Origin of the sequence: Blautia caccae (assembly GCF_040095955.1) — a bacterium.
Taxonomy (GTDB): domain Bacteria; phylum Bacillota; class Clostridia; order Lachnospirales; family Lachnospiraceae; genus Blautia; species Blautia celeris.
Map to the genome: position 1 here is coordinate 1 of NZ_JBBMFP010000039.1, position 19,754 is coordinate 19,754.

Here is a 19,754-nt window from a genome sequence, read left to right on the forward strand (position 1 = left end):
TAGCCAGGAGGAAATCGAAATTGAATGGAATTGTGATGATGTATTTTTAGGGCAGAGATAAAATGTTCTGGACAAGAACGATTTTGTGGAAGATAATAAAAGTGCTGGAGTACCTGATTGGAATGGTCAGGTACTATCCGGCAAGAAAAAAGAAATATTTTTTTTGTCCCATACTTGACACGTCCACATGCGTTGAGACATACGTTCTGCAGTCGATGCTTTGAAAAAGGAATTACCCCAAAGGTTGTTCAGCAGCTCATGGGACATGCTCATTATTCCACAACAATTGATATATAAACACATATATCAGAAGAGATGATGGGAAATGAATTGGAGAAATTCAAAGTAGCAATGAATGCCTGATGGACGGCTGCTTACGAAGAGAAGTTTTCGTAAGACTTCGTAAAATAAATCCTACGAAAATGATAAAAACCTTTACGAAAATAATGACAAGGCGGGTATCGGGGGTAGAAAAATAGTAAAAAAGTTGTACGAAAAAAAGCTTCGTAAAATAAAAATGAAATGAAGCAAAGCTGCTAGTGGAAAACACGAAAATAGTCAGTAAGTAAGCCAATTTTGAGGGTTGAGTCCAAGAGGCTCAGGTTCAAGAAGTTGCAAAACAGATGGGCATGTAAGCGAAGCTTGCACTTCAAATTAAATAAGATTTTTTAAAGGCTCTGAAAGCCTTATAAACACTTTATTCTCTGGTGATTATAAGTTTTTCGGAGCTTTTTTCTATGGAAAAAGGGAAATATAGGCAGTCTGTACCACCTGCATCCTGCAATTTTTTTCGTAGATTACTGATGTGCTTCTTAAGCGAACGTTCTGTGCAGTCTTGTGTATCCAGGCTTAAGTGACCGATCGACAATGACTGTCTCTCTGTCTGTATTTCATTTCCGAAGCTGAACAGTAATCCGTGCAAGAAGTTCTTTTATTTCAAACGGTTTGGTCATATAGTCAGCAGCATCACCGAGCAAAAGATTCAACATCAATCTTGGCACTGAGGACAATTACAGGAACATTCTGAATCTAGGGCAGAACTTCTGCCAGCATATCTCCAATCGAAATATCATCATCAATAATTTCTATGGTTTTCATTTTTTCCTCATTTTCTCCAATTATGGATTGCGGTGTGATCATTGGAACACAGCTTGCCATCTGTCTCTTGTTGCGGGAAAAATTATTATCAGACATATAAACGCAGGATCAAGTTTCAGAGGTGGTGTTTAAAAACTCCCCGATGAGTATCGGGGAGAAATATTATTCGTATAGAGTTACCAGAAATTCAGAAGGAGAAAAAACCGATACACAGATGAATCGTCTTTACTTAGAATAAGTTTGCATGAATCAACCGGTTACGAATCTGTGGTCCCAATATCATAGCAAGAACCATTTTGATTAAATCTCCCGGAATAAACGGGATGACACCTGCCATCAATGCGGCCAACAGATCCATGTGTGCTTCATATGCCAGACATGCAGTACCAAAGGCATAGCATACAACATGATAAAGCAAAGCAATCTGTTATTAATCTTGCGGTTAATTACCATTCCTGCTATGATAGCCATTGGAATAAATCCAATAAGATAACCGCCTGTCGGTCCAAACAGTTTTCCAGGACCACTGGTAAATCCGGAAAATACAGGAACTCCCACCAGTCCGATCAGTAGATACACCAGATAGCTGATGGTCCCTCTTTTTACCCCCAACATATACAGTGCAAAATAAATAGCCAAGTTCGTCAGTGAAATCGGTACCGGCCCGATTGGCAGTGAAAAAGGTGCCAGCACACAGATTACTGCGGTCATTACTCCAATCGCAGCAATCTGCTGAATGGAAAATTTTTCTTTTGTATTAATTGTAAGATTACTCATTTTTTTAAGCCATCTTCCTGTGATAATCTCTTTCACAAGGTTTCTCATAATCCCTACTCCGAAGCTGTAATAAACCATCTAATGTAATTCGATTTTATCATTGACTTGGAGAAATAGCAAGTTGATTGAGGAGTGACCAGGGTCACCCTGCCCCGCTATACATGCATCAGTTTTTTCCGAAACTGCGAAGGCGAACAGTGGTTATACATCTGAAAACTCCGATTAAAATTACTGACAGAAGAGAATCCCGAGGCTAGTGCAATATCAGTGATTGAGATTTTGGAATCGGTCAGCAGTTCTTCTGCGTGGCGGATACGCTGGCGTGTGAGGTATTCTTGGAAGGTTATTCCTGTAAATTCTTTAAAAAGTCTGGAAAAATGATATTTGCTGAATCCTGCGATTTCTGCAGCCTGTTCAAGTGTCAGATTTTCCCGAAATGAGGTATCGATATACTGACAGACCGTTGTGAATTTTTCCATGTATTCTCTTCGGGAGGAAAAGGATACATCGGTAAATCGAGGAGTATGTTCGAAATTATGGCGTACTAGCAGAAGAACAATCTGAATAACAGCAGAGGATACCCAGGCATCGGCCAGATAATTACTTTTTTCAGCCTCCCGGATGATTTCCTTGAATTTTGCAGACACTTCCTGAAAGAGTTCCGGACAGGAAGCCGGCGTAAGGCAAACAGCTTCCGGTAACAGCAGCAGTGCGCTTCCCATACCGGGTATAGAATAAAAAAGCGACAATGGTGCCTGAAAAATCAAGCGCTTACCGGTGGCAGGCGCCTGCAGTGAATGAATTTCCCCACTGTTGATAAATAACAGATCAAGGGGATTTAGTTTGTAGCACTCATTTCCTATTACGGCCTGATAGCCGTTTTCTAAAGGCATGATAATTTCAATACTTGTATGCCAGTGTGGCGGATAATCTTCAGTCTCCTGATTTTTCATCAATCGAAACTGTGAAGAATCATATGCAATCGTTTCTTTCATTCCTTTGAGATCTTCAATCATAGTAAAAGATAATCCCTTTCAAAAATAGCAAAATATAGGAAAAGTATAGCAAGAATCAATAAGGAAAACAATAGATTCTTTTTTATAATATAGAAAATGAACAAAAAAGGAGATTACTTATGGCTAAAACATTTAGAGAACGGGCGGAAGAACTTGTAGCACAGATGACGCTGGAGGAGAAGGTTTCCCAGACACTTCACGGAGCGGCAGAAATCGAGAGATTGGGAATTCCCAAATATAACTGGTGGAATGAGGCACTTCACGGAATTGCCAGAACGGGAACAGCGACATTATTTCCACAGGCAATAGGTCTGGCTGCATCTTTTGATGAAGAACTGGTTGCGGAGATGGCTGATATCATTGCCACTGAAGGACGTGCAAAATATAATATGCATGTGAAATATGGTGACAGAGACATCTATAAAGGTTTAACATACTGGGCACCTAATGTAAATATTTTCCGTGATCCGCGCTGGGGAAGAGGTCATGAAACGTATGGTGAGGATCCCTATCTTACATCACGCCTGGGCGTGCGGTTTATTCAGGCACTTCAGGGAGATGATCCTGTATATATGAAGGCAGTAGCCTGTGCAAAGCATTTTGCTGTACATTCCGGACCGGAAGGAGAGAGACATCATTTTAATGCTGTTGCATCCAAACAGGATATGTATGAGACTTATCTGCCGGCATTTAAAGCCTGTGTGCAGGAAGGAAAAGTAGAAGCTGTGATGGGTGCATATAACAGGACAAATGGAGAACCATGCTGCGGCAGTAAGACACTTCTGCAAGATATTTTGAGAGAAGAATGGGGATTTGAGGGGCACGTTGTCAGTGACTGCTGGGCAGTGCGTGATTTCCATGAAAATCATCATGTAACAAATGCACCGGTGGAGTCCGTAACGATGGCTATGAATCACGGTTGTGACTTGAATTGTGGTTGTACATACCCTCATCTGGTTCAGGCAGTACGTGAAGGAAGAGTTGATGAAAAACGAATCAATGAGGCGGTCATCAATCTTTTCACCACACGTATGAAGCTTGGTATGTTTGAAGAACCGGGAACAGTTCCATTCGATAGTATTCCTTATACAGAAAACGACACACCGGAACATAACCGTATAAACGAAAAGATTTCTGAAAAAACTCTGGTTCTTCTGAAAAATGAAGGAGGACTTCTTCCTCTGAATAAGAATAATATGAAAACCATCGGAGTCATCGGGCCAAATGCCAATAGCAGAGCAGCACTTGTGGGTAACTATGAGGGAACTGCTTCCCGCTATGTAACAGTTCTTGAAGGAATTCAGGATTATGTAGGCGATGATGTTCGTGTCATGTACTCGGAAGGATGTGCTTTATTTAAAGACCGTGTCTGTGTTCTCTCAGAACCAAACGATCGTCTGGCTGAAGTGAAAGGCGTATGCGAGGCCAGTGATGTGGTTATTGTCTGCCTTGGATTGGATGCTACACTGGAAGGTGAAGAGGGTGATACAGGAAATGAATTTGCCAGCGGTGACAAACCGGATCTGAACTACCCGGGGCTGCAGAATGAAATCCTCAAAGCGGCATATGAAAGTGGAAAACCGGTGGTTCTCGTTTCATTGACCGGAAGTGCTATGGATCTTAGCTGGGCTGACGAGCATATTCCGGCTATCGTACAGGCATGGTATCCTGGATCAAGAGGTGGAGAGGCTGTGGCACGTCTGTTGTTTGGAGAGTGTTCACCAGAAGGTAAACTGCCGGTAACCTTCTATCGTTCCGTGGAAGAACTGCCGGAGTTTACGGATTATTCCATGAAAGGAAGAACTTACCGTTATATGGAACAGGAAGCGTTATATCCCTTTGGCTATGGACTGTCATATACAGAGTTCAGTCTGTCAGAACCTGAGATTACAGTTTACGAAGGAGATAAGGTGTCCGAAACAGGAATCATTAGAAAGGGTACAGGAATGACTGTACGGACAGTGATTCGAAATATCGGTAAGATGGCCGGAGGAGAAACCGTACAGGTTTATGTAAAATCCTGCTGTGACGGAACTCCAAATCCCCAGTTAAAGGCTTTGAAAAAGGTATTTCTGAATCCGGGCGAGGAGCAGGAAGTCGTTCTGACTTTAAAACCGGAAGCTTTCGAACTGTTTGATATCGATGGCGCTGCACAGATTCTATCCGGTGAATACTGTGTTTATACAGGCACTTCACAGCCGGATAAAAGAAGTAAGACCCTGACAGGAAAAGGTGGATTTGTCAATACATTCGCAGCTGAAGTGTAAAACTGTGGTCTGGAAAGGAGCATGGGAAAAGTGATGAGATTATCTTCATTAGTCAGTGACGGGATGATTCTCCAGAGAGATGTAGAAAACAGTATCTGGGGATATGGTGAAAAGGGAAGAACGGTAGAACTGTCTTTTGAAAATTTTCAGGTTAAAACCATCTGTGGTGATGACGGATACTTTGAACTGATGATACCGGAAATGCCTGCCGGCGGTCCGTGGGAGTTCAGGATGACAGATGGGGAAGAAGAACTTGTGATTCATGATGTACTGTTTGGTGATGTATTTCTTCTGGGAGGGCAGTCTAATATGGAACTGCCAATTGAGCGGGTGATGGACCGGTATGCAGATGAAATTCTGCATACTTCAGAGGATGAAATCCGCATGTTCGAAGTCCCCAAGGAATATGTATTTGGAGAAAAACGTCAGGAATTAGAAAAGGGCTGCTGGATTAAAGCGAAAGGAGAAGAACTGCAGCTGTTCAGTGCTGTGGGATATTTTGCTGCAAAAGAAATTCATGATAGGGAAAGAATACCGGTTGGACTTCTGCAGACTGCTGTGGGAGGTACACCGGTGAAATCCTGGTGCAGCGAGGAGACTGTTACAGCTCTGGGTTATGATGCTGCGGAGATTGAAGAATGCCGCCAGAAAGGATATCCGGAAGCGACCATCAAAGCGGAAGAAGAAAGAGAGCTTTGGTGGAGAAAAGAGGCGTTGAAGGAATCCGGTGTGGATTGTGCTACAGATAGTAAGGGCAGTTTTTGTATTCCGGGATTCTTTGAAAATACTGTGTTGGATCAATTTTATGGCGGATTGCGCTTTACAAAAACCTTTGTGCTGGATGAAAAAGATGAACCGGAAAAAGGAGAAGCTATTCTTTATTTCGGTGCTATGATTGATGCAGATAAGATTTTAATTAATGGCACATTGATCGGTGAGACGGAATACCAGTACCCACCCAGAATTTATCGGATACCGGAGGGAATCCTTCATGCTGGAGAAAATATCATTGAAGTAAAATTGATGGTTTTCAGACAGGAAGGAGGCTTTGTACCTGGAAAGGTGTATGAACTTTGCTTTGGCAGTAATCTGGAGAAAAAGGTTTCTCTTTCCGGTGACTGGAATTATGAAATCATCCACCGGATGGAATCGCTGCCTCAGATGACATTTTTCCAGTATAAAGCATGTGGACTTTATCAGGGAATGCTCTATCCCATCAGAAGATGGAAAATCAAAGGATGTTTCTTTTATCAGGGTGAATCCAATACCGGGCGGCCGGAAACCTATGAGGAGGAATTTGGCACGATGATCGAGGAATGGAGAACCCTCTGGCAGATGCCGGATATGCCGTTCATTTTCGTTCAGCTGGCAGGATTTTCTGATGGCAAACTTTATACGAACGGCATACAGTGGGCAAGACTTCGTGAGGCACAGAGAAAAACAGCCGGTTTGCCATATGCCATGATGGTACAGGCTTATGACCTGGGAGAATACAACGATCTGCATCCTACCGATAAGAAAACAGTCGGCGTACGTGCAGCACTTGCGGCAGAAACATTGATTTATGGCAGAAACGTATCATACCGAAATCCGGAGCTTGCTGCAGCCATTAGAAATACTGGAAGTATAAAGTTTGTTTTTGAACCGTCAGGCATTGTATTGCATACAGAGAAAAGAACTCCGGATCTGAAAGAAGTACCGGGAGTTTCTCTGCGACAGGATAAGAATGAACCGGTCAGAGGTTTTGATATTATTTGTAAAGATGGAAGCAGTAAGGCAGTTGAGGGAAGACTGACAGGAGAAAATACTGTCGAAGTATCCATAACGGAAGACACCGTTGGAGTATCCTATGCATGGAATGACTGTCCGTGGGAAGCAAATTTATACAGCGATGAGGAATTGCCGGTAGTTCCTTTCCAGATTATATTTCAGGAGATATCATAAGAAATGAAAATATTTGATGGTGGGTACTGTGTACCTTTTCTAGTAGAGGAAGATGCTTATGAGGGTGTAAAAATGAAGATGGCTGCCGATATCCGGTGAGAATGTATGTGGAACCTTTTGGAAAACCTCGCCTGATGGTTTCACGTGCAGATGATGACAGAATCCTTGTGAAAAATTATGGGATCTGTGAATCAATGGAAATCCGAGATTTTCTCTATGCGGGAAATCGTGAGGTCATCCTTGAAGTGGCGAATGACGGTGAAGGCTCTTTTCTCTGTGAAATAGAAGCAGAACCCTGTAAATGGCTGAAACTGGAAATGAGCAGCAGAGAGGTAAAAGATCAGGAAATTCTCAAGCTGATTTGCTGCCCGGGCAGTTCCGGTGAATGCTGATGGGGACTGGTGCGAAGATAATCCGGTTGTTTCGTATTATTTGATGGCTGAGGAAGAGGCTGTATATACAGCAGAAATCTGGACATCACCATCAAATCCTGATGTACCTGGAGACCATCTGTCTCTTGCGGTGAGAAATGCAACAACAGGTGAACTATGGAAAAAGGCAGACACTGTTCCGGAGAACTATCGGGCGGGAAATCCGGATGATGATTTCTGGGCTGCGGGTGTCATAGAACAGGTTCATAAAACCTGCGTACCGATTTATCTGCACAAAGGATTCAATGAAGTGCAAATAGAACTTTTAAGCAAAATTCCTGCTGTAGAAAAAATTATTTTCTACAGGGAAGGCACCACCCCCCGGATCTCATGTATGGGTCCTGCAGAAAGCTGGAAGAGATAGTGCTGGATGTTTGAGACATGATATGGTATGATAGCCACAGGAGGGCAGCGTATGAAGAGACTGATTGTTAGATTAGAACATATTATGAATGACTTTAACCTGAAGAAAAAGCTTCATATTCTGTATATCTATTGTATGCTGATACCACTTATCATTACAGACAGTGTTATCCTATTTATTGTGGTTCAATCCGAGAGAGTGGAGCAGCGGCATGTGATGGAAAATGATGCAAGTGCTGTTATATATAATCTTTCCCGGGAAGTGGAAAATGCCGCAATGAAAGCAAAAAATATTTATATGAACGAGTATATCGAGGAGTTTTTGAATCGACAGTATGAGACTCCTCTGGATTATGTGACGGGACATCAGGAATTTATGAAGAATTCACTGTTTGAGACCAGTATGGGTACGGATAATACAGTGGTTACGATTTATGCGGACAATGATACTATTATCAATGGCGGACATTTCATCCGTCTGTCTGATGTGCGTGAGACAGAATGGCATAGATATTTGCAGGAAGCGGGAAATAATTCAGTATTGTATTTTTATTATGACCAGTGGAAAAGTCCTGCAGTGCAGCCGCGGCGCAGCGTGTTATTTATCAGAAAACTAAATTTTTCCGGACAGGACAGCTGTGAAAAAATAGTGACGATTGAAATGGATTACAGTAGTCTTGTACGCAATCTGGATAATATGAATTATGAGTCTGAGATCTATATATGTAAAGATAATAAGATTTTGCTTTCTAATAACGGATATAATCAGCCAGGGCGGCCTTTTAGCGAATGGAAGGAAAACATACAGCCGGATTATCAGAAAGAATACAGTGCTTATGGAGAACATCTACAGATTGCAGTCTGTAAAAGAAGTCGTGGGATACGGGCACAGATATGGAATCATATGCCGTTGATTGTTTTTCTGGTGTTGATTAATACGGTGATGCCGTGGATTCTGATGCGGCTTATTAATCGTTCTTTTACTGCCAGGGTGGAAGAATTGAGCAAAGCATTTGATCACGTAGATGCGGATCATCTTCAGGAAATCTCATATGTGCGGGGGAAAGATGAAATAGGCAGTCTGATGCTCAATTATAATCACATGGCATCCCGCCTGAATGATCTGATTCAGACGGTGTATAAGGATCGTCTGAGAGAACAGGAGATGGATATTGCCAGACAGAATGCAGAACTTCTGGCACTGCAGAGTCAGGTGAATCCTCACTTCCTGTTTAATGCCCTGGAGAGCATTCGGATGCACAGTATCTTAAAGAAAGAGTATGAAACTGCGGATATGGTGGGAAAACTGGCCGTGATGGAACGTCAGAATGTGGATTGGAGTACAGATTTTGTCAGAATGAAAAAGGAACTGGAATTTGTGGAGGCATATCTGGGACTTCAAAAGTATCGTTTTGGAGACAGACTTTCCTATGAGCTGGACATAGAACCGGAATGTGAGGATATTCAGATTCCAAGACTGACTTTCGTAACTTTTGTGGAAAATGCATGTGTACACGGGATTGAGAGTAAAACAGCTTCCTGCTGGATTTTTGTCCGGGTTTATCGTAAACATGAGGATATCTGGATCGAAGTGGAGGATACCGGAAGCGGTATGGATGAGGACAAAGTGGCTGAAATAAAGGAAAAGATGTGTAATGCAAGCATCGAGAAACTAAGAGAAAAGGGGCGTGTAGGTATTATCAATGCCTGCCTCAGACTGAAAATGATAACGGATAACAAAGTGTGTTTTCATATAGAGAGTGAAGTGGGAATCGGTACTACTATTCAGATCAGGATGCCGATAGACTCTCTGGATGATAGAATACAGATGTACAGATAAGACTTCAACAGGGGTCTTGGGAATGGAAAAGAAACAAAGGAGATAAGAACATGCTGCGGGTTTTGCTGGTTGATGATGAACCTTTTATTGTACAGGGACTTATGGTGTTTATTGACTGGGAACAGGAAGGGTATGAGATTGTATATACTGCTGCCGATGGAGCAGAAGCACTTACATATCTGAAAGAGCATAAGGTGGATCTGGTCATTGCAGACATTAAGATGCCGGTAATGAGTGGACTAGAACTTTTGGAGACAATACGCAGAGAAAATATTTCAGATGCTTATTTTATAATTTTAAGTGGTTACAGCGATTTTTCCTATGCACAGCAGGCAATTCGTTATGAATGTATGGAATATATTTTGAAACCGGTGGAAAAAGAGGAACTTTTGGGTGTACTGCGCAGAGTAGCCAAAGTGTCAGAAGCTGCCAGGGAAAATGAAAAGAAAAAACAAAAGCTGGAACATGAGTATCTGGCCAGAAATATCATTTCACTTCTTTGCGGAAAATACGACCGAGTTAATCTGGAATATATAAAAAGTCATATGAATCTTTCAGACAGTGTCAGATATGTTTATTTGGAACCCTATAATATAGGAGACATGTCCGAACAGGAGGATGGGGAATACCGTCTGATTCAGAGAAAACTGTATCAGGCCTGTCAGGATTTCCTGAAAGAAGACTGCAGTCACTGTTTCTTTGATGTGTCCTGGAATGAGAAGAATTACGATATAGGTTTTATTTACTGTGATTATATGGCGAAGAACCGGGCAATCAGTGAAGTTGAGTATCTGAGCGACTTTCAGGAGAGTCTTGAACTGGCAATTCAGCGTCCTGTAAAATTGCTGGCGGGTAAAAAAGTATCAGACATTTCTGGACTGGCAAAATCCTATAGTACCGCCTGTGTATTGAACTCTCTGGAAGCATTTCGTGCAAAAAAGAAAATGTATTTTTATGAAGAAGAGGTACAGATTCATAATGGGGGTATTATCCTGTGCAAACAGAACCTGGATGCGTTGATATCAGCCATTGAGCAAAACGATAAGATACAGATCCGTAAATGTGTGGAAAATCTGTATGAAGAAATGCAGCAGATGGGACTTGCCGCAGATACAGTGAATCTTAACATTAATTATTTCCTGTTTCAGCTGATTTATCTGGCAACCGAGCAGGATGATTGTGTCGATCAGAAAGAAATTCTACATTTCATTGGTGAAAGTACATTTGAAGAGGGAGTCACCAGAGGCAGCAGTGTGCATATGGTGCATTTTGCTCTGGAGTATGCAGAATATCTGGCTCAGCTTCGCAAAAATATTTCCAGGGGAGGCGTACTTGGAGATATTGAGAAAGAAATACGCGAAAATTATGCAGAGAATCTTACTTTGAGAGAATTGAGTAAAAAGTACTATGTGAACAGTGCTTATCTGGGACAGATATTCCGGAAAAAGTTCGGACAGTCATTTAAAGAGTATCTGAATAACTATCGGATGGAGCAGGCAGTTCAGAGACTGTTGTATACCAGTGATAAAATCTATCAGATTGCTATGGATGTGGGATATAAAGACTGCGATTATTTTATTAACCGTTTTATTGCAGCAAAGGGATGCACACCTGCAAAGTTCCGCAGACAGGGCGGAGTATTGAAAAACTGAGAAAATGGAAGAAATTTTCCAAATGAAAAAAGACAGGATAAATGATAGGGTTCTATAATTTGTCCTGTCTTTTTGTATGCTTTGTCCGGTTGAGGTTTTTTTTGTAGAAGGTACAATATAGTAAATTGATAAGTCGTATTTGTTCTGCAGACGAATAGGAAAATATTTATAGTATCAAAAGAAATAGGAGGATGGGGTCTATGAAAAGAAAATGTTTAATATCCCTTATGCTGTTAGCGGCGGTGTCAATGGCGGCCTGTGGCAAAGCAGAAAAAGAAACAGACACAGGTGCAGAGTCATCTGATGGCGAAGTAAAAGAATTTACTGCATTCTTTGCAGTTCCCGGTTCAGAAATCAATGATGATAATGAAATTCAGCAGAAAATTGCTGAGATTACAGGTGCTAAATGTAAAGAGACATGGCTTACAGGACAGACTGCTCAGGAAGCAGTAGGAACATTAATCGCCGGTGGTGAGTATCCGGATATGATTGATGGTGGAGATGGTATGGCACAGCTTTATGATGCTGGTGCACTGGTTGCACTGGATGATTATATCGATAAGTATCCGAATATCAAAGAATATCTGACTGAAGAACAGTGGGATAAGCTTCGTCAGGATGATGGACATATTTACTGGATTCAGCAGTTCGGCAATATTTATGGTGAAGAGAAAGCAACTACTCATAATGATGAGGCTTTCTGGATACAGGCTCGTGTTCTTGAATGGGCAGGATATCCTGAAATCAGCACAATGGATGAATATTTTGACCTGATCGAAAGTTATAACGAAGCAAATCCTGTGATGGAAGACGGAACAGCCCATATTCCTTACACAATCCTCTGTGATGACTGGCGTTATTTTTGTCTGGAAAATGCTCCTCAGTTCCTGGATGGATATCCAAATGATGGTTCTGTTATTGTAGATCCGAATGAATTAAAGATTATCGATTACAATACAACACCTACTGCTAAAAGATATTTCGGAAAATTGAATGAAGAGTATCAGAAAGGCATTGTAGATCCGGAATCCTTTACACAGACTTATGATGAATATATTGCAAAACTTTCCACCGGACGTGTGCTGGGTATGATTGACCAGTGGTGGGATTTTGCTTATACCGTAAATGATGCACTGAAACAGCAGGGACTTGATAAAAAGGGATGTGACTACATACCACTTCCGATTACGATTGAAAAAGGAATGAAGAACCAGTGGCATAACTCCGGCGGTGCTCTGAATGTTGCCAGCGGTCTTGCTATTACCACTAGCTGTGATGATGTAGAAGGTGCTCTTCAGTTTGTGAATGATCTTCTTTCTCAGGAAGTACATGACCTTCGTTACTGGGGTATTAAAGATGTTGATTATTCTGTAGATGAAAATGGAGAGTATTATCGTACAGAAGACATGAGAAAGAAGGATTCCGATACAGCGTATAAGGCTTCTCATAAATGTGTATATTCTTATTTCCCACAGTATATCGGAACAAGCCGTGATGGAATCAACGCAATGCAGCCACAGTATCAGGCAAAAGAGTTTTATGAGGGATTGTCAGATGATGTAAAAAAATGCTTCGATGCTTATGGTGCTGAAACATATGTAGACATGCTTGGAACCAGTGAGGCTCCGGGACCATGGTATCCAATGTATTCTTTCTCAAGTGCTATGACAACAAGCACACCTGGTGGTATTGCATGGACAAAGATGGGAGAAATCAAGCATGAATATCTTCCTAAAGTAGTAATGGCATCAGATTTTGAAGCTGCATGGGATGAGTACATGAGTGTATACGAAAAATGTAATCCTCAGGATTTCCTGGAAGAAATGCAGACAGAACTTGATCGCAGAATGGAAGAAGCCAAGAAGTATCAGTAGAATATAAGTGAATAAATCGGGCAGATGTCGGTTTCGGTATCGCGTGACAGACCGGTTCATCTGCCCTCTCTTTTTAGGAGGAGACTATGGCTGCTATAGAAAAAAGAAAAAAAGAAAAAGTAACAGAAATGAAAGTGAAAATCACTTGGAAAGAAATAAAAAGACAGAAAGCTCTGCTGATCTGGTCAGCCTTTATTGTATTATATGGTGTGATTTTCTGCTATTTGCCACTGGGAGGATGGCTGATGGCTTTCCAGGATTACCGTCCCAAGGATGGACTTCTGCATTCTCAGTTTGTAGGATTGGCAAAGTTCCAGCAGTTGTTTTCTGATGCCACATTCCTGCGTGTTATCAGAAATACACTGGCTATGGGTGTAATCAACCTGGTAGCAACCTTCTTTATGGCAATTTTATTTGCTATTTTGTTGAACGATGTAAAATCTCAGGGTGGAAAAAAAGTAGTGCAGACAATCTCTTACCTGCCGCACTTCCTGTCCTGGATTATCGTTACTGGTATTCTGCATGACGCACTGTCCGGAACGGGTATTGTAAATGAGTTTCTTTTGAAATTCGGTATTCTTGATCAGCCTCTGAATTTCTTCGCTCATCCAAAATTCTTCTGGCCAATCGTGGCATTTGCCAATGTATGGAAGGAAACAGGATGGAATGCCATTATTTATCTTTCTGCAATTACATCCATTGACCCTTCCCTTTATGAAGCGGCCAATATTGATGGGGCCGGAAGATGGCAGAGAATCCGCTATATTACATTACCGGGAATCCGTCCGACTATTATGATTCTTCTTCTGATGAATGTAGGTAACGTATTAAATGCAGGTTTTGAAATCCAGTACCTGTTAGGTAATGGTCTGGTACAGAGCGTGGCACAGACAATTGATATTTACGTATTGAAATGGGGTATCAGCCAGAATGACTTTGCAATTGGTACTGCGGCAGGTATCTTCAAGAGTTTTGTCAGCATCGTGCTTGTTGTCATCGCCAATGAGATTGCAAAACGGACCGGTGACGAGCGGCTGTTTTAGGAAAGGAGAAATCAGACTATGGAAAAACTTCACAAAAGGAAAAAAACATCGGTTGGGGATACCATCTTCGTGATATGTAATACCCTGTTCATGATTCTATTCGTGCTGATTACACTATATCCGATTCTGAATACAGTGGCAATTTCACTTAATGACGGTACGGATGCATTGAGGGGTGGGATTTATCTGTGGCCCCGAAAATTTACCTGGAAGAACTATCTTACCGTTTTACAGAAAGATAACCTGCTGACAGGTGCTTATATTTCTGTGGCAAGAACAGTAGTTGGAACTTTGCTGGCCCTGATTGCCAATGCAATTCTGGCATTTATCGTCAGCAGAAAACGTTTCCTGTTCAAAAAACAGTTGTCACTGTTCTGGGTTATTACCATGTATGTAAACGGTGGCATGATTCCAACATTCCTGCTGTACAAAAACCTGGGAATGACAAACAGTTTCTGGGTTTATGTAATTCCTGGTATGTTCAGTGCCTTTAATATGTTAGTTATCCGTACCTATATGAACGGTCTTCCGGAGAGTCTGGAAGAGTCTGCACAGCTTGATGGTGCCGGATACACAACGATTTTCTGGAAAATCACTTCACCGCTGTGTAAACCGGTGTATGCGACCGTAGCTTTGTTTGTGGCAGTTGGTCAGTGGAACTCCTGGTTCGATGCCATGCTGTACAACCGTATGAGCGACCACCTGACAACCTTGCAGTATGAGTTGATGAAACTGCTTTCTTCCGTTACCAATCAGGGTAATTCTGTAGAAGCTATGAAAAATGCAGCAGGTGCAGTTACTCCAACATCTGTACGTGCAGCAGCTACCGTATTGACCATGTTGCCGATTGTCTGCCTGTATCCGTTCCTTCAGAGATACTTTGTAGCCGGTCTGACCATCGGAGGAGTAAAGGAATAAGATAAAGATGGAAAAGGGAGCCGTTTACACAGGAATTTATCCAAATATATTCGAATTAGCCGGATATGAGAAAAAGGAAATAGAAAATAGAATAGATCAAATATTTCAGACTCTTTTTTATGGGAGTGATGAGGAAAGAATTTATCATTCCGTTGGTTGTGAGCTTGGATACATAGAGGATACCGGTAATCTGGATGCACGTACGGAAGGTATGTCTTATGGTATGATGATGTGTGTGCAGATGAATAAAAAAGAAGAGTTTGACAGGATATGGAAATGGGCAAGAACTTATATGTATATGACCGAAGGTGAAAATGCCGGATATTTTGCATGGTCCTGTGGAACAGACGGCACAAGAAACGCTGATGGTCCCGCACCGGACGGAGAAGAGTTCTTTGCAATGGCATTATTTTTTGCCTCTCATCGCTGGGGCGACGGGGAAGGGATTTTTGCTTATAGCGAAGAGGCAAAAAAGTTGCTGCATACCTGTATTCATAAAGGAGAAAACGGAGAAGCGGGACGTGCCATGTGGGATCCGGATAACCACCTGATACGTTTTATTACCGAAGTGGATTTTTCAGATCCTTCCTATCATCTGCCTCATTTTTATGAATTATTTGCACAGTGGTCTTACGAAGAAGACCGTTCTTTCTGGGAGGAAGCAGCGAAGGCAAGCAGGGAATACTTGAAGAAGGCATGTCACCCTGTGACCGGCCTGTGTGCAGAGTATGCAGAGTATGATGGAACCCCTTGCACAAAAGGGCAGAATATCTGGGGGAGACATGACTGGTATTACAGTGATGCCTATCGCACGATTGCTAATATTGCTCTGGATTATGCCTGGTTTGGTGCAGATGAGTGGGAAGTGGAAGAAGGAAAGCGCTTTCTGAAATTTTTCTGTGAGACAGCAGGGGAGGAACATCAGGATGGAATTTTTGCCATTGATGGTACGGTGATTCCCGGGAAAGCCCTGCATCCGGTGGCTATGACAGCAGTAAATGCACAGGCAGGATTGCTGGTACAGAATGAACATGCTCTTGCCTGTGTCCGCAAGTTCTGGAATACACCTCTGCGCACAGGAAACAGGAGATATTATGATAATTGCCTTTATTTCTTCGCTTTTCTTGCATTAAGTGGAAATTATAGAATCTATTAACAGGAGATATTGATATGCATTTTGCAAACAATCCAATTTTGCCGGGTTTTCGTCCGGATCCTTCCATCTGCAGAGTGGGAGACGATTATTATCTTGTAACATCAACCTTTGCTTATTTTCCTGGTGTTCCTGTTTATCACAGCAAAGATCTGGCTAACTGGGAGCAGATTGGTCATGTACTTACCCGGGAATCTCAGCTTCATCTGGAAAATGCCGGACATTCCAGGGGAATTTATGCACCGACCCTACGGTATTTTCAGGGGCGATATTACATGATTACAACAAATGTTTCTCATCGAAACAATTTTATTGTAACTGCTGAAAAACCGGAGGGACCCTGGTCTGATCCTTATTATCTGGATGAAGATGCTCCGGGGATTGATCCCAGTCTGTTTTTTGACGAAGATGAAGATGGAACAGTTCATTGCTATTATGTAGGAACAAGACCAAACCAGAAGCACGGAGTTCGTTATAATGGGGACTGGGAGATATGGGTTCAGGAACTTGATTTGAAGACAATGGAGCTTATTGGTGAAAGCAAAAAAATCTGGAAAGGTGCCATGCATCATGTGATCTGGCCGGAAGGACCTCACCTTTACAAAAAGGATGGTTATTATTATCTGATGAATGCTGAGGGAGGTACAGGACCAAATCACAGTATGACGATTTCCAGAAGCAGAAGTGTGTGGGGACCATATGAGGGCAATCCCAATAACCCTATTCTGACTCATCGTCATCTGGGAAATGATTATCCCATCACTGCTGTGGGTCATGGTGATCTGGTGGACGATGGCCATGGAAACTGGTATGTGGTTATGCTGGGTTCCAGAAAATGCGAAGGCTATGTAAATACAGGTCGCGATACATTTCTTGCGAAAGTGACATGGGAAGATGGATGGCCTGTTGTGAATCCGGGAGTCGGTATGCTGGAGTCGGTAGTCGAACTTCCGGGAGATGGGGCAGAAATGAAACCTGAAAGCCAGGTATACCATTTCTTCGAGAAGAAACTCCCGATGGAATGCATGACTCTTCGGAAGCCTCTTTGGGAAAAATACGATCTTTTCCAGAGAAGTGGATATCTGAGACTTCCGACTTTGCCGCAGACATTAAATGAAACATCCTGTCCTGCTTTCGTTGCTGTAAGACAGAAGGAATATCTGTATCTTGCATCTGCGGGAATAGAGTTTTCCCCCTGTGTAAATGGGGAGGAAGCTGGTCTTGCCATTCTGTGTGATGAGACACATCATGTTCGGTTTACCAAAATGATGTGTGACGGTAAGGTGCAGCTGGTACTCGATCGTCGTCTGGGTGACAAAGAAGAAAAACTGGCTGCTGAAGAAATCGAAGACGGATTTGTAAATCTGGAAATCAGAGGCAGAGGACAGAAGACAGATTTCTACTATAAAGTTCAGGGAAAAGAAAAGATGCTGCTTGTTTCTGATGTGGATATGACAGGATTGAGTACTGAACTGGCGGGCGGTTTTACAGGTTGCTGCCTAGGAATGTATGCATCCTCCAATGGTGAAATTTCAGAAAATCATGCGGACTTTGCATGGATGGCTATTGAAAACCAGTAAGAGTATCCGTTATAATAATTAAAGATTCTAAGCTGTGTACCCCCGGAAATTCCAGCGGAATTTCCGGGTACTATTATCTTGAAAAGGGTATCATGTTATGCAAAGCATGGTGCACCCCTCATAGCAGGTACACCGAAGCATACTTTAATTTCTAAGAGAGGAAACGGATATATGAGAAAGTACTGGAAACAATGTACACTTTTATGCTGCGTCGTAGCTCTGGTGGGAACAGCATTTTGGCAAATAGGAAATAGGAAAAAGTCGGAGATTAGAAAATATTCGGCTTTTTTTTCCGTTCCAGGACAGGAGATTGATGAAGATAATGAGATAAAAAAGAAAATCGCGGAACTGACAGGAGCAGAATGTGAAGAGATATGGCTGGTAGGACAGACTTCCGATCAGGCTATTGCTTCCTATATTGCCGGAGGAGAGTATCCGGATTTTATTTCCGGCAATATTGATTTATATGAAGCAAATGCTTTGATTCCGGTTGATGAGTATTGGGATGAATACCCGAATCTGCGCAGTTATTTTACTGATAGTCAGTGGGAGCTGTTAAAACAGGAGGATGGGCATATTTACTGGATCCCCCAGTTTGGGAATCAAAAAAATCCATCAGAAGATATTCTGCATAATGGCGAAGCATTCTGGATACAGACAAGAGTATTAAAATGGGCGAAGTATCCGGAAATACGTACGTTGGAAGAATACTTTAATCTTATTGAGGCTTATGTGGACGCTCATCCTCTGGATGACCTTGTACCATATACTGTTCTTTGTGATGACTGGCGATATTTTTGTCTGGAAAATGTGCCGCAGTTTTTAGATGGCTATCCTAATGATGGCTGCTGCATTGTGAATCCAAATACATTAAAAGTGGAGGATTATAATACCACAGCCACGGCAAGAAAATATTACCGGATATTAAATGAAGAATTTCAGAAAGGAATTCTTGATCCAGAGTTCTACACACAGACTTATAGTGAGTATCTGGAAAAACTTGCTACCGGACGTGTTCTTGGTATGTCAGATCAGTGGTGGCAGTTTTATTATACCGTGGATGATATGTTGCGTCAGCAGGGAGAGGGAATGAATTATGTGCCTCTTCCCATTACAATCGACAGAAATGTACAAAATAAGTGGCATACCCAGAATGGAACTCAGCCAGATGTTTCAGGAGGAATATCTGTCACAGTAAGTTGTAAAGATGTAAAGGGGGCTTTTCAGTTCCTTAATGATTTGCTCAGAGAGGATATTCAGAAACTTCGTTTTTGGGGAATTGAAGGGGTAGATTATGAAGTGGACGAGAACGGATTGTTTTATCTGACCGAAGAGCAGAGAGATATGGTTGCTGATTCGCAGTATAAAAATACACATTTTTGCTCTTATGCTTATTTTCCACGATTAGAAGGAAATTATGAAGATGGAATCAATGCTTTTTCACCGGAATTTCAGCCGGAGGAATTTTATGCTGCTCTGCCGGAGGATGTGAAAGAATGTTTGTCAGCGTATGGATGTAATGACTATGTAGATATGCTGGGAAATCATGATATACCGGGAGAGTGGTTTCCCGTGTATGCCTATGCGGATATTCTGACAACGGGTTCTGAGGCAGGACTGGTATGGAAGAAAATGGATCAGGTGAAACGTGAATATCTGCCACAGCTGGTTATGACAGAGGATTTTGATTCTATCTGGGAGAAGTATATGGAAAGTTACGAATCCGTTCATCCGGAGATATTTTTTGCAGAAATGCAGAAAGTAGTGGATGAGCGGACGGGAAACAAAAGTGAATGAT

Annotated in this window: 14 protein-coding genes and 2 pseudogenes; 13 read left to right on the plus strand and 3 right to left on the minus strand. The window is 42.0% G+C overall.

Annotation, left to right across the window (positions count from 1 at the left end; all coding sequences use genetic code 11):
* Nucleotides 1-174: 174 nt before the first annotated feature.
* The gene (locus WMO65_RS25090) at nt 175-297 is read left to right on the plus strand and encodes a tyrosine-type recombinase/integrase (RefSeq protein WP_256157937.1); all 123 of its coding nucleotides are present in this window, start codon (nt 175-177) and stop codon (nt 295-297) included.
* Nucleotides 298-697: 400 nt separating this feature from the next.
* Here WMO65_RS25090 and WMO65_RS26670 read toward each other — a convergent pair.
* The 3 genes and pseudogenes from WMO65_RS26670 to WMO65_RS25100 form a co-directional block, all read right to left on the minus strand.
* Nucleotides 698-1,029 (minus strand): annotated as a pseudogene (locus WMO65_RS26670) (response regulator transcription factor); the annotation flags it as partial.
* Between the two features lie 298 nt (nt 1,030-1,327).
* A pseudogene (locus WMO65_RS25095) lies at nt 1,328-1,953 on the minus strand (biotin transporter BioY).
* Between the two features lie 77 nt (nt 1,954-2,030).
* Nucleotides 2,031-2,891, minus strand: a complete 861-nt coding sequence (locus WMO65_RS25100) for an AraC family transcriptional regulator (RefSeq protein WP_115625141.1) — start codon at nt 2,889-2,891, stop codon at nt 2,031-2,033.
* Nucleotides 2,892-3,010: 119 nt separating this feature from the next.
* Between WMO65_RS25100 and WMO65_RS25105 the strand changes: the two genes are divergently transcribed.
* The 12 genes from WMO65_RS25105 (at nt 3,011) to WMO65_RS25160 (ending at nt 19,753) form a co-directional block, all read left to right on the plus strand.
* Nucleotides 3,011-5,158, plus strand: a complete 2,148-nt coding sequence (locus WMO65_RS25105) for a glycoside hydrolase family 3 C-terminal domain-containing protein (protein WP_115625142.1) — start codon at nt 3,011-3,013, stop codon at nt 5,156-5,158.
* Nucleotides 5,159-5,191: 33 nt separating this feature from the next.
* On the plus strand, nt 5,192-7,102 hold the full coding sequence (locus WMO65_RS25110; RefSeq protein ID WP_187370520.1) for a sialate O-acetylesterase: 1,911 nt from the start codon (nt 5,192-5,194) through the stop codon (nt 7,100-7,102).
* 107 nt (nt 7,103-7,209) lie between these two features.
* Complete coding sequence (locus WMO65_RS25115; RefSeq protein WP_131918420.1) at nt 7,210-7,494, plus strand: hypothetical protein; 285 nt, start codon at nt 7,210-7,212, stop codon at nt 7,492-7,494.
* Nucleotides 7,484-7,897, plus strand: coding sequence for a hypothetical protein (locus WMO65_RS25120; RefSeq protein ID WP_115625145.1), 414 nt, complete (start codon nt 7,484-7,486; stop codon nt 7,895-7,897). The genes WMO65_RS25115 and WMO65_RS25120 overlap by 11 nt, the downstream gene beginning before the upstream one ends.
* A 51-nt stretch (nt 7,898-7,948) precedes the next feature.
* Complete coding sequence (locus tag WMO65_RS25125; protein WP_115625146.1) at nt 7,949-9,736, plus strand: sensor histidine kinase; 1,788 nt, start codon at nt 7,949-7,951, stop codon at nt 9,734-9,736.
* A 50-nt stretch (nt 9,737-9,786) separates the two neighbouring features.
* Nucleotides 9,787-11,388 carry a response regulator transcription factor gene (locus WMO65_RS25130; protein ID WP_115625147.1) on the plus strand — a complete coding sequence of 534 codons (1,602 nt, stop codon included), beginning with the start codon at nt 9,787-9,789 and terminating at the stop codon, nt 11,386-11,388.
* A gap of 200 nt (nt 11,389-11,588) precedes the next feature.
* Nucleotides 11,589-13,262, plus strand: a complete 1,674-nt coding sequence (locus WMO65_RS25135; protein WP_115625148.1) for a type 2 periplasmic-binding domain-containing protein — start codon at nt 11,589-11,591, stop codon at nt 13,260-13,262.
* 86 nt (nt 13,263-13,348) lie between these two features.
* Nucleotides 13,349-14,305, plus strand: coding sequence for an ABC transporter permease (locus WMO65_RS25140; protein ID WP_115625149.1), 957 nt, complete (start codon nt 13,349-13,351; stop codon nt 14,303-14,305).
* Between the two features lie 18 nt (nt 14,306-14,323).
* Nucleotides 14,324-15,223 carry a carbohydrate ABC transporter permease gene (locus WMO65_RS25145; RefSeq protein ID WP_115625150.1) on the plus strand — a complete coding sequence of 300 codons (900 nt, stop codon included), beginning with the start codon at nt 14,324-14,326 and terminating at the stop codon, nt 15,221-15,223.
* 7 nt (nt 15,224-15,230) lie between these two features.
* Nucleotides 15,231-16,379 (plus strand): family 8 glycosyl hydrolase, encoded by a 1,149-nt coding sequence (locus WMO65_RS25150; RefSeq protein ID WP_115625151.1) that lies wholly within the window; start codon nt 15,231-15,233, stop codon nt 16,377-16,379.
* Between the two features lie 14 nt (nt 16,380-16,393).
* Nucleotides 16,394-17,956, plus strand: coding sequence for a glycoside hydrolase family 43 protein (locus WMO65_RS25155; protein ID WP_115625152.1), 1,563 nt, complete (start codon nt 16,394-16,396; stop codon nt 17,954-17,956).
* 171 nt (nt 17,957-18,127) lie between these two features.
* The gene (locus WMO65_RS25160) at nt 18,128-19,753 is read left to right on the plus strand and encodes a type 2 periplasmic-binding domain-containing protein (RefSeq protein WP_115625153.1); all 1,626 of its coding nucleotides are present in this window, start codon (nt 18,128-18,130) and stop codon (nt 19,751-19,753) included.
* The last annotated feature ends 1 nt before the right edge of the window (nt 19,754 follow it).

Bases quoted from the DNA above. Each gene is read 5' to 3' on its own strand.
- WMO65_RS25150 (WP_115625151.1), top strand. From the start codon at position 15,231: ATGGAAAAGGGAGCCGTTTACACAGGAATTTATCCAAATATATTCGAA.
- WMO65_RS25110 (WP_187370520.1), top strand. From the start codon at position 5,192: ATGAGATTATCTTCATTAGTCAGTGACGGGATGATTCTCCAGAGAGAT.
- WMO65_RS25155 (WP_115625152.1), top strand. From the start codon at position 16,394: ATGCATTTTGCAAACAATCCAATTTTGCCGGGTTTTCGTCCGGATCCT.
- WMO65_RS25135 (WP_115625148.1), top strand. From the start codon at position 11,589: ATGAAAAGAAAATGTTTAATATCCCTTATGCTGTTAGCGGCGGTGTCA.
- WMO65_RS25130 (WP_115625147.1), top strand. From the start codon at position 9,787: ATGCTGCGGGTTTTGCTGGTTGATGATGAACCTTTTATTGTACAGGGA.
- WMO65_RS25125 (WP_115625146.1), top strand. From the start codon at position 7,949: ATGAAGAGACTGATTGTTAGATTAGAACATATTATGAATGACTTTAAC.
- WMO65_RS25105 (WP_115625142.1), top strand. From the start codon at position 3,011: ATGGCTAAAACATTTAGAGAACGGGCGGAAGAACTTGTAGCACAGATG.
- WMO65_RS25100 (WP_115625141.1), bottom strand. From the start codon at position 2,891: ATGATTGAAGATCTCAAAGGAATGAAAGAAACGATTGCATATGATTCT.
- WMO65_RS25140 (WP_115625149.1), top strand. From the start codon at position 13,349: ATGGCTGCTATAGAAAAAAGAAAAAAAGAAAAAGTAACAGAAATGAAA.
- WMO65_RS25145 (WP_115625150.1), top strand. From the start codon at position 14,324: ATGGAAAAACTTCACAAAAGGAAAAAAACATCGGTTGGGGATACCATC.
- WMO65_RS25160 (WP_115625153.1), top strand. From the start codon at position 18,128: ATGAGAAAGTACTGGAAACAATGTACACTTTTATGCTGCGTCGTAGCT.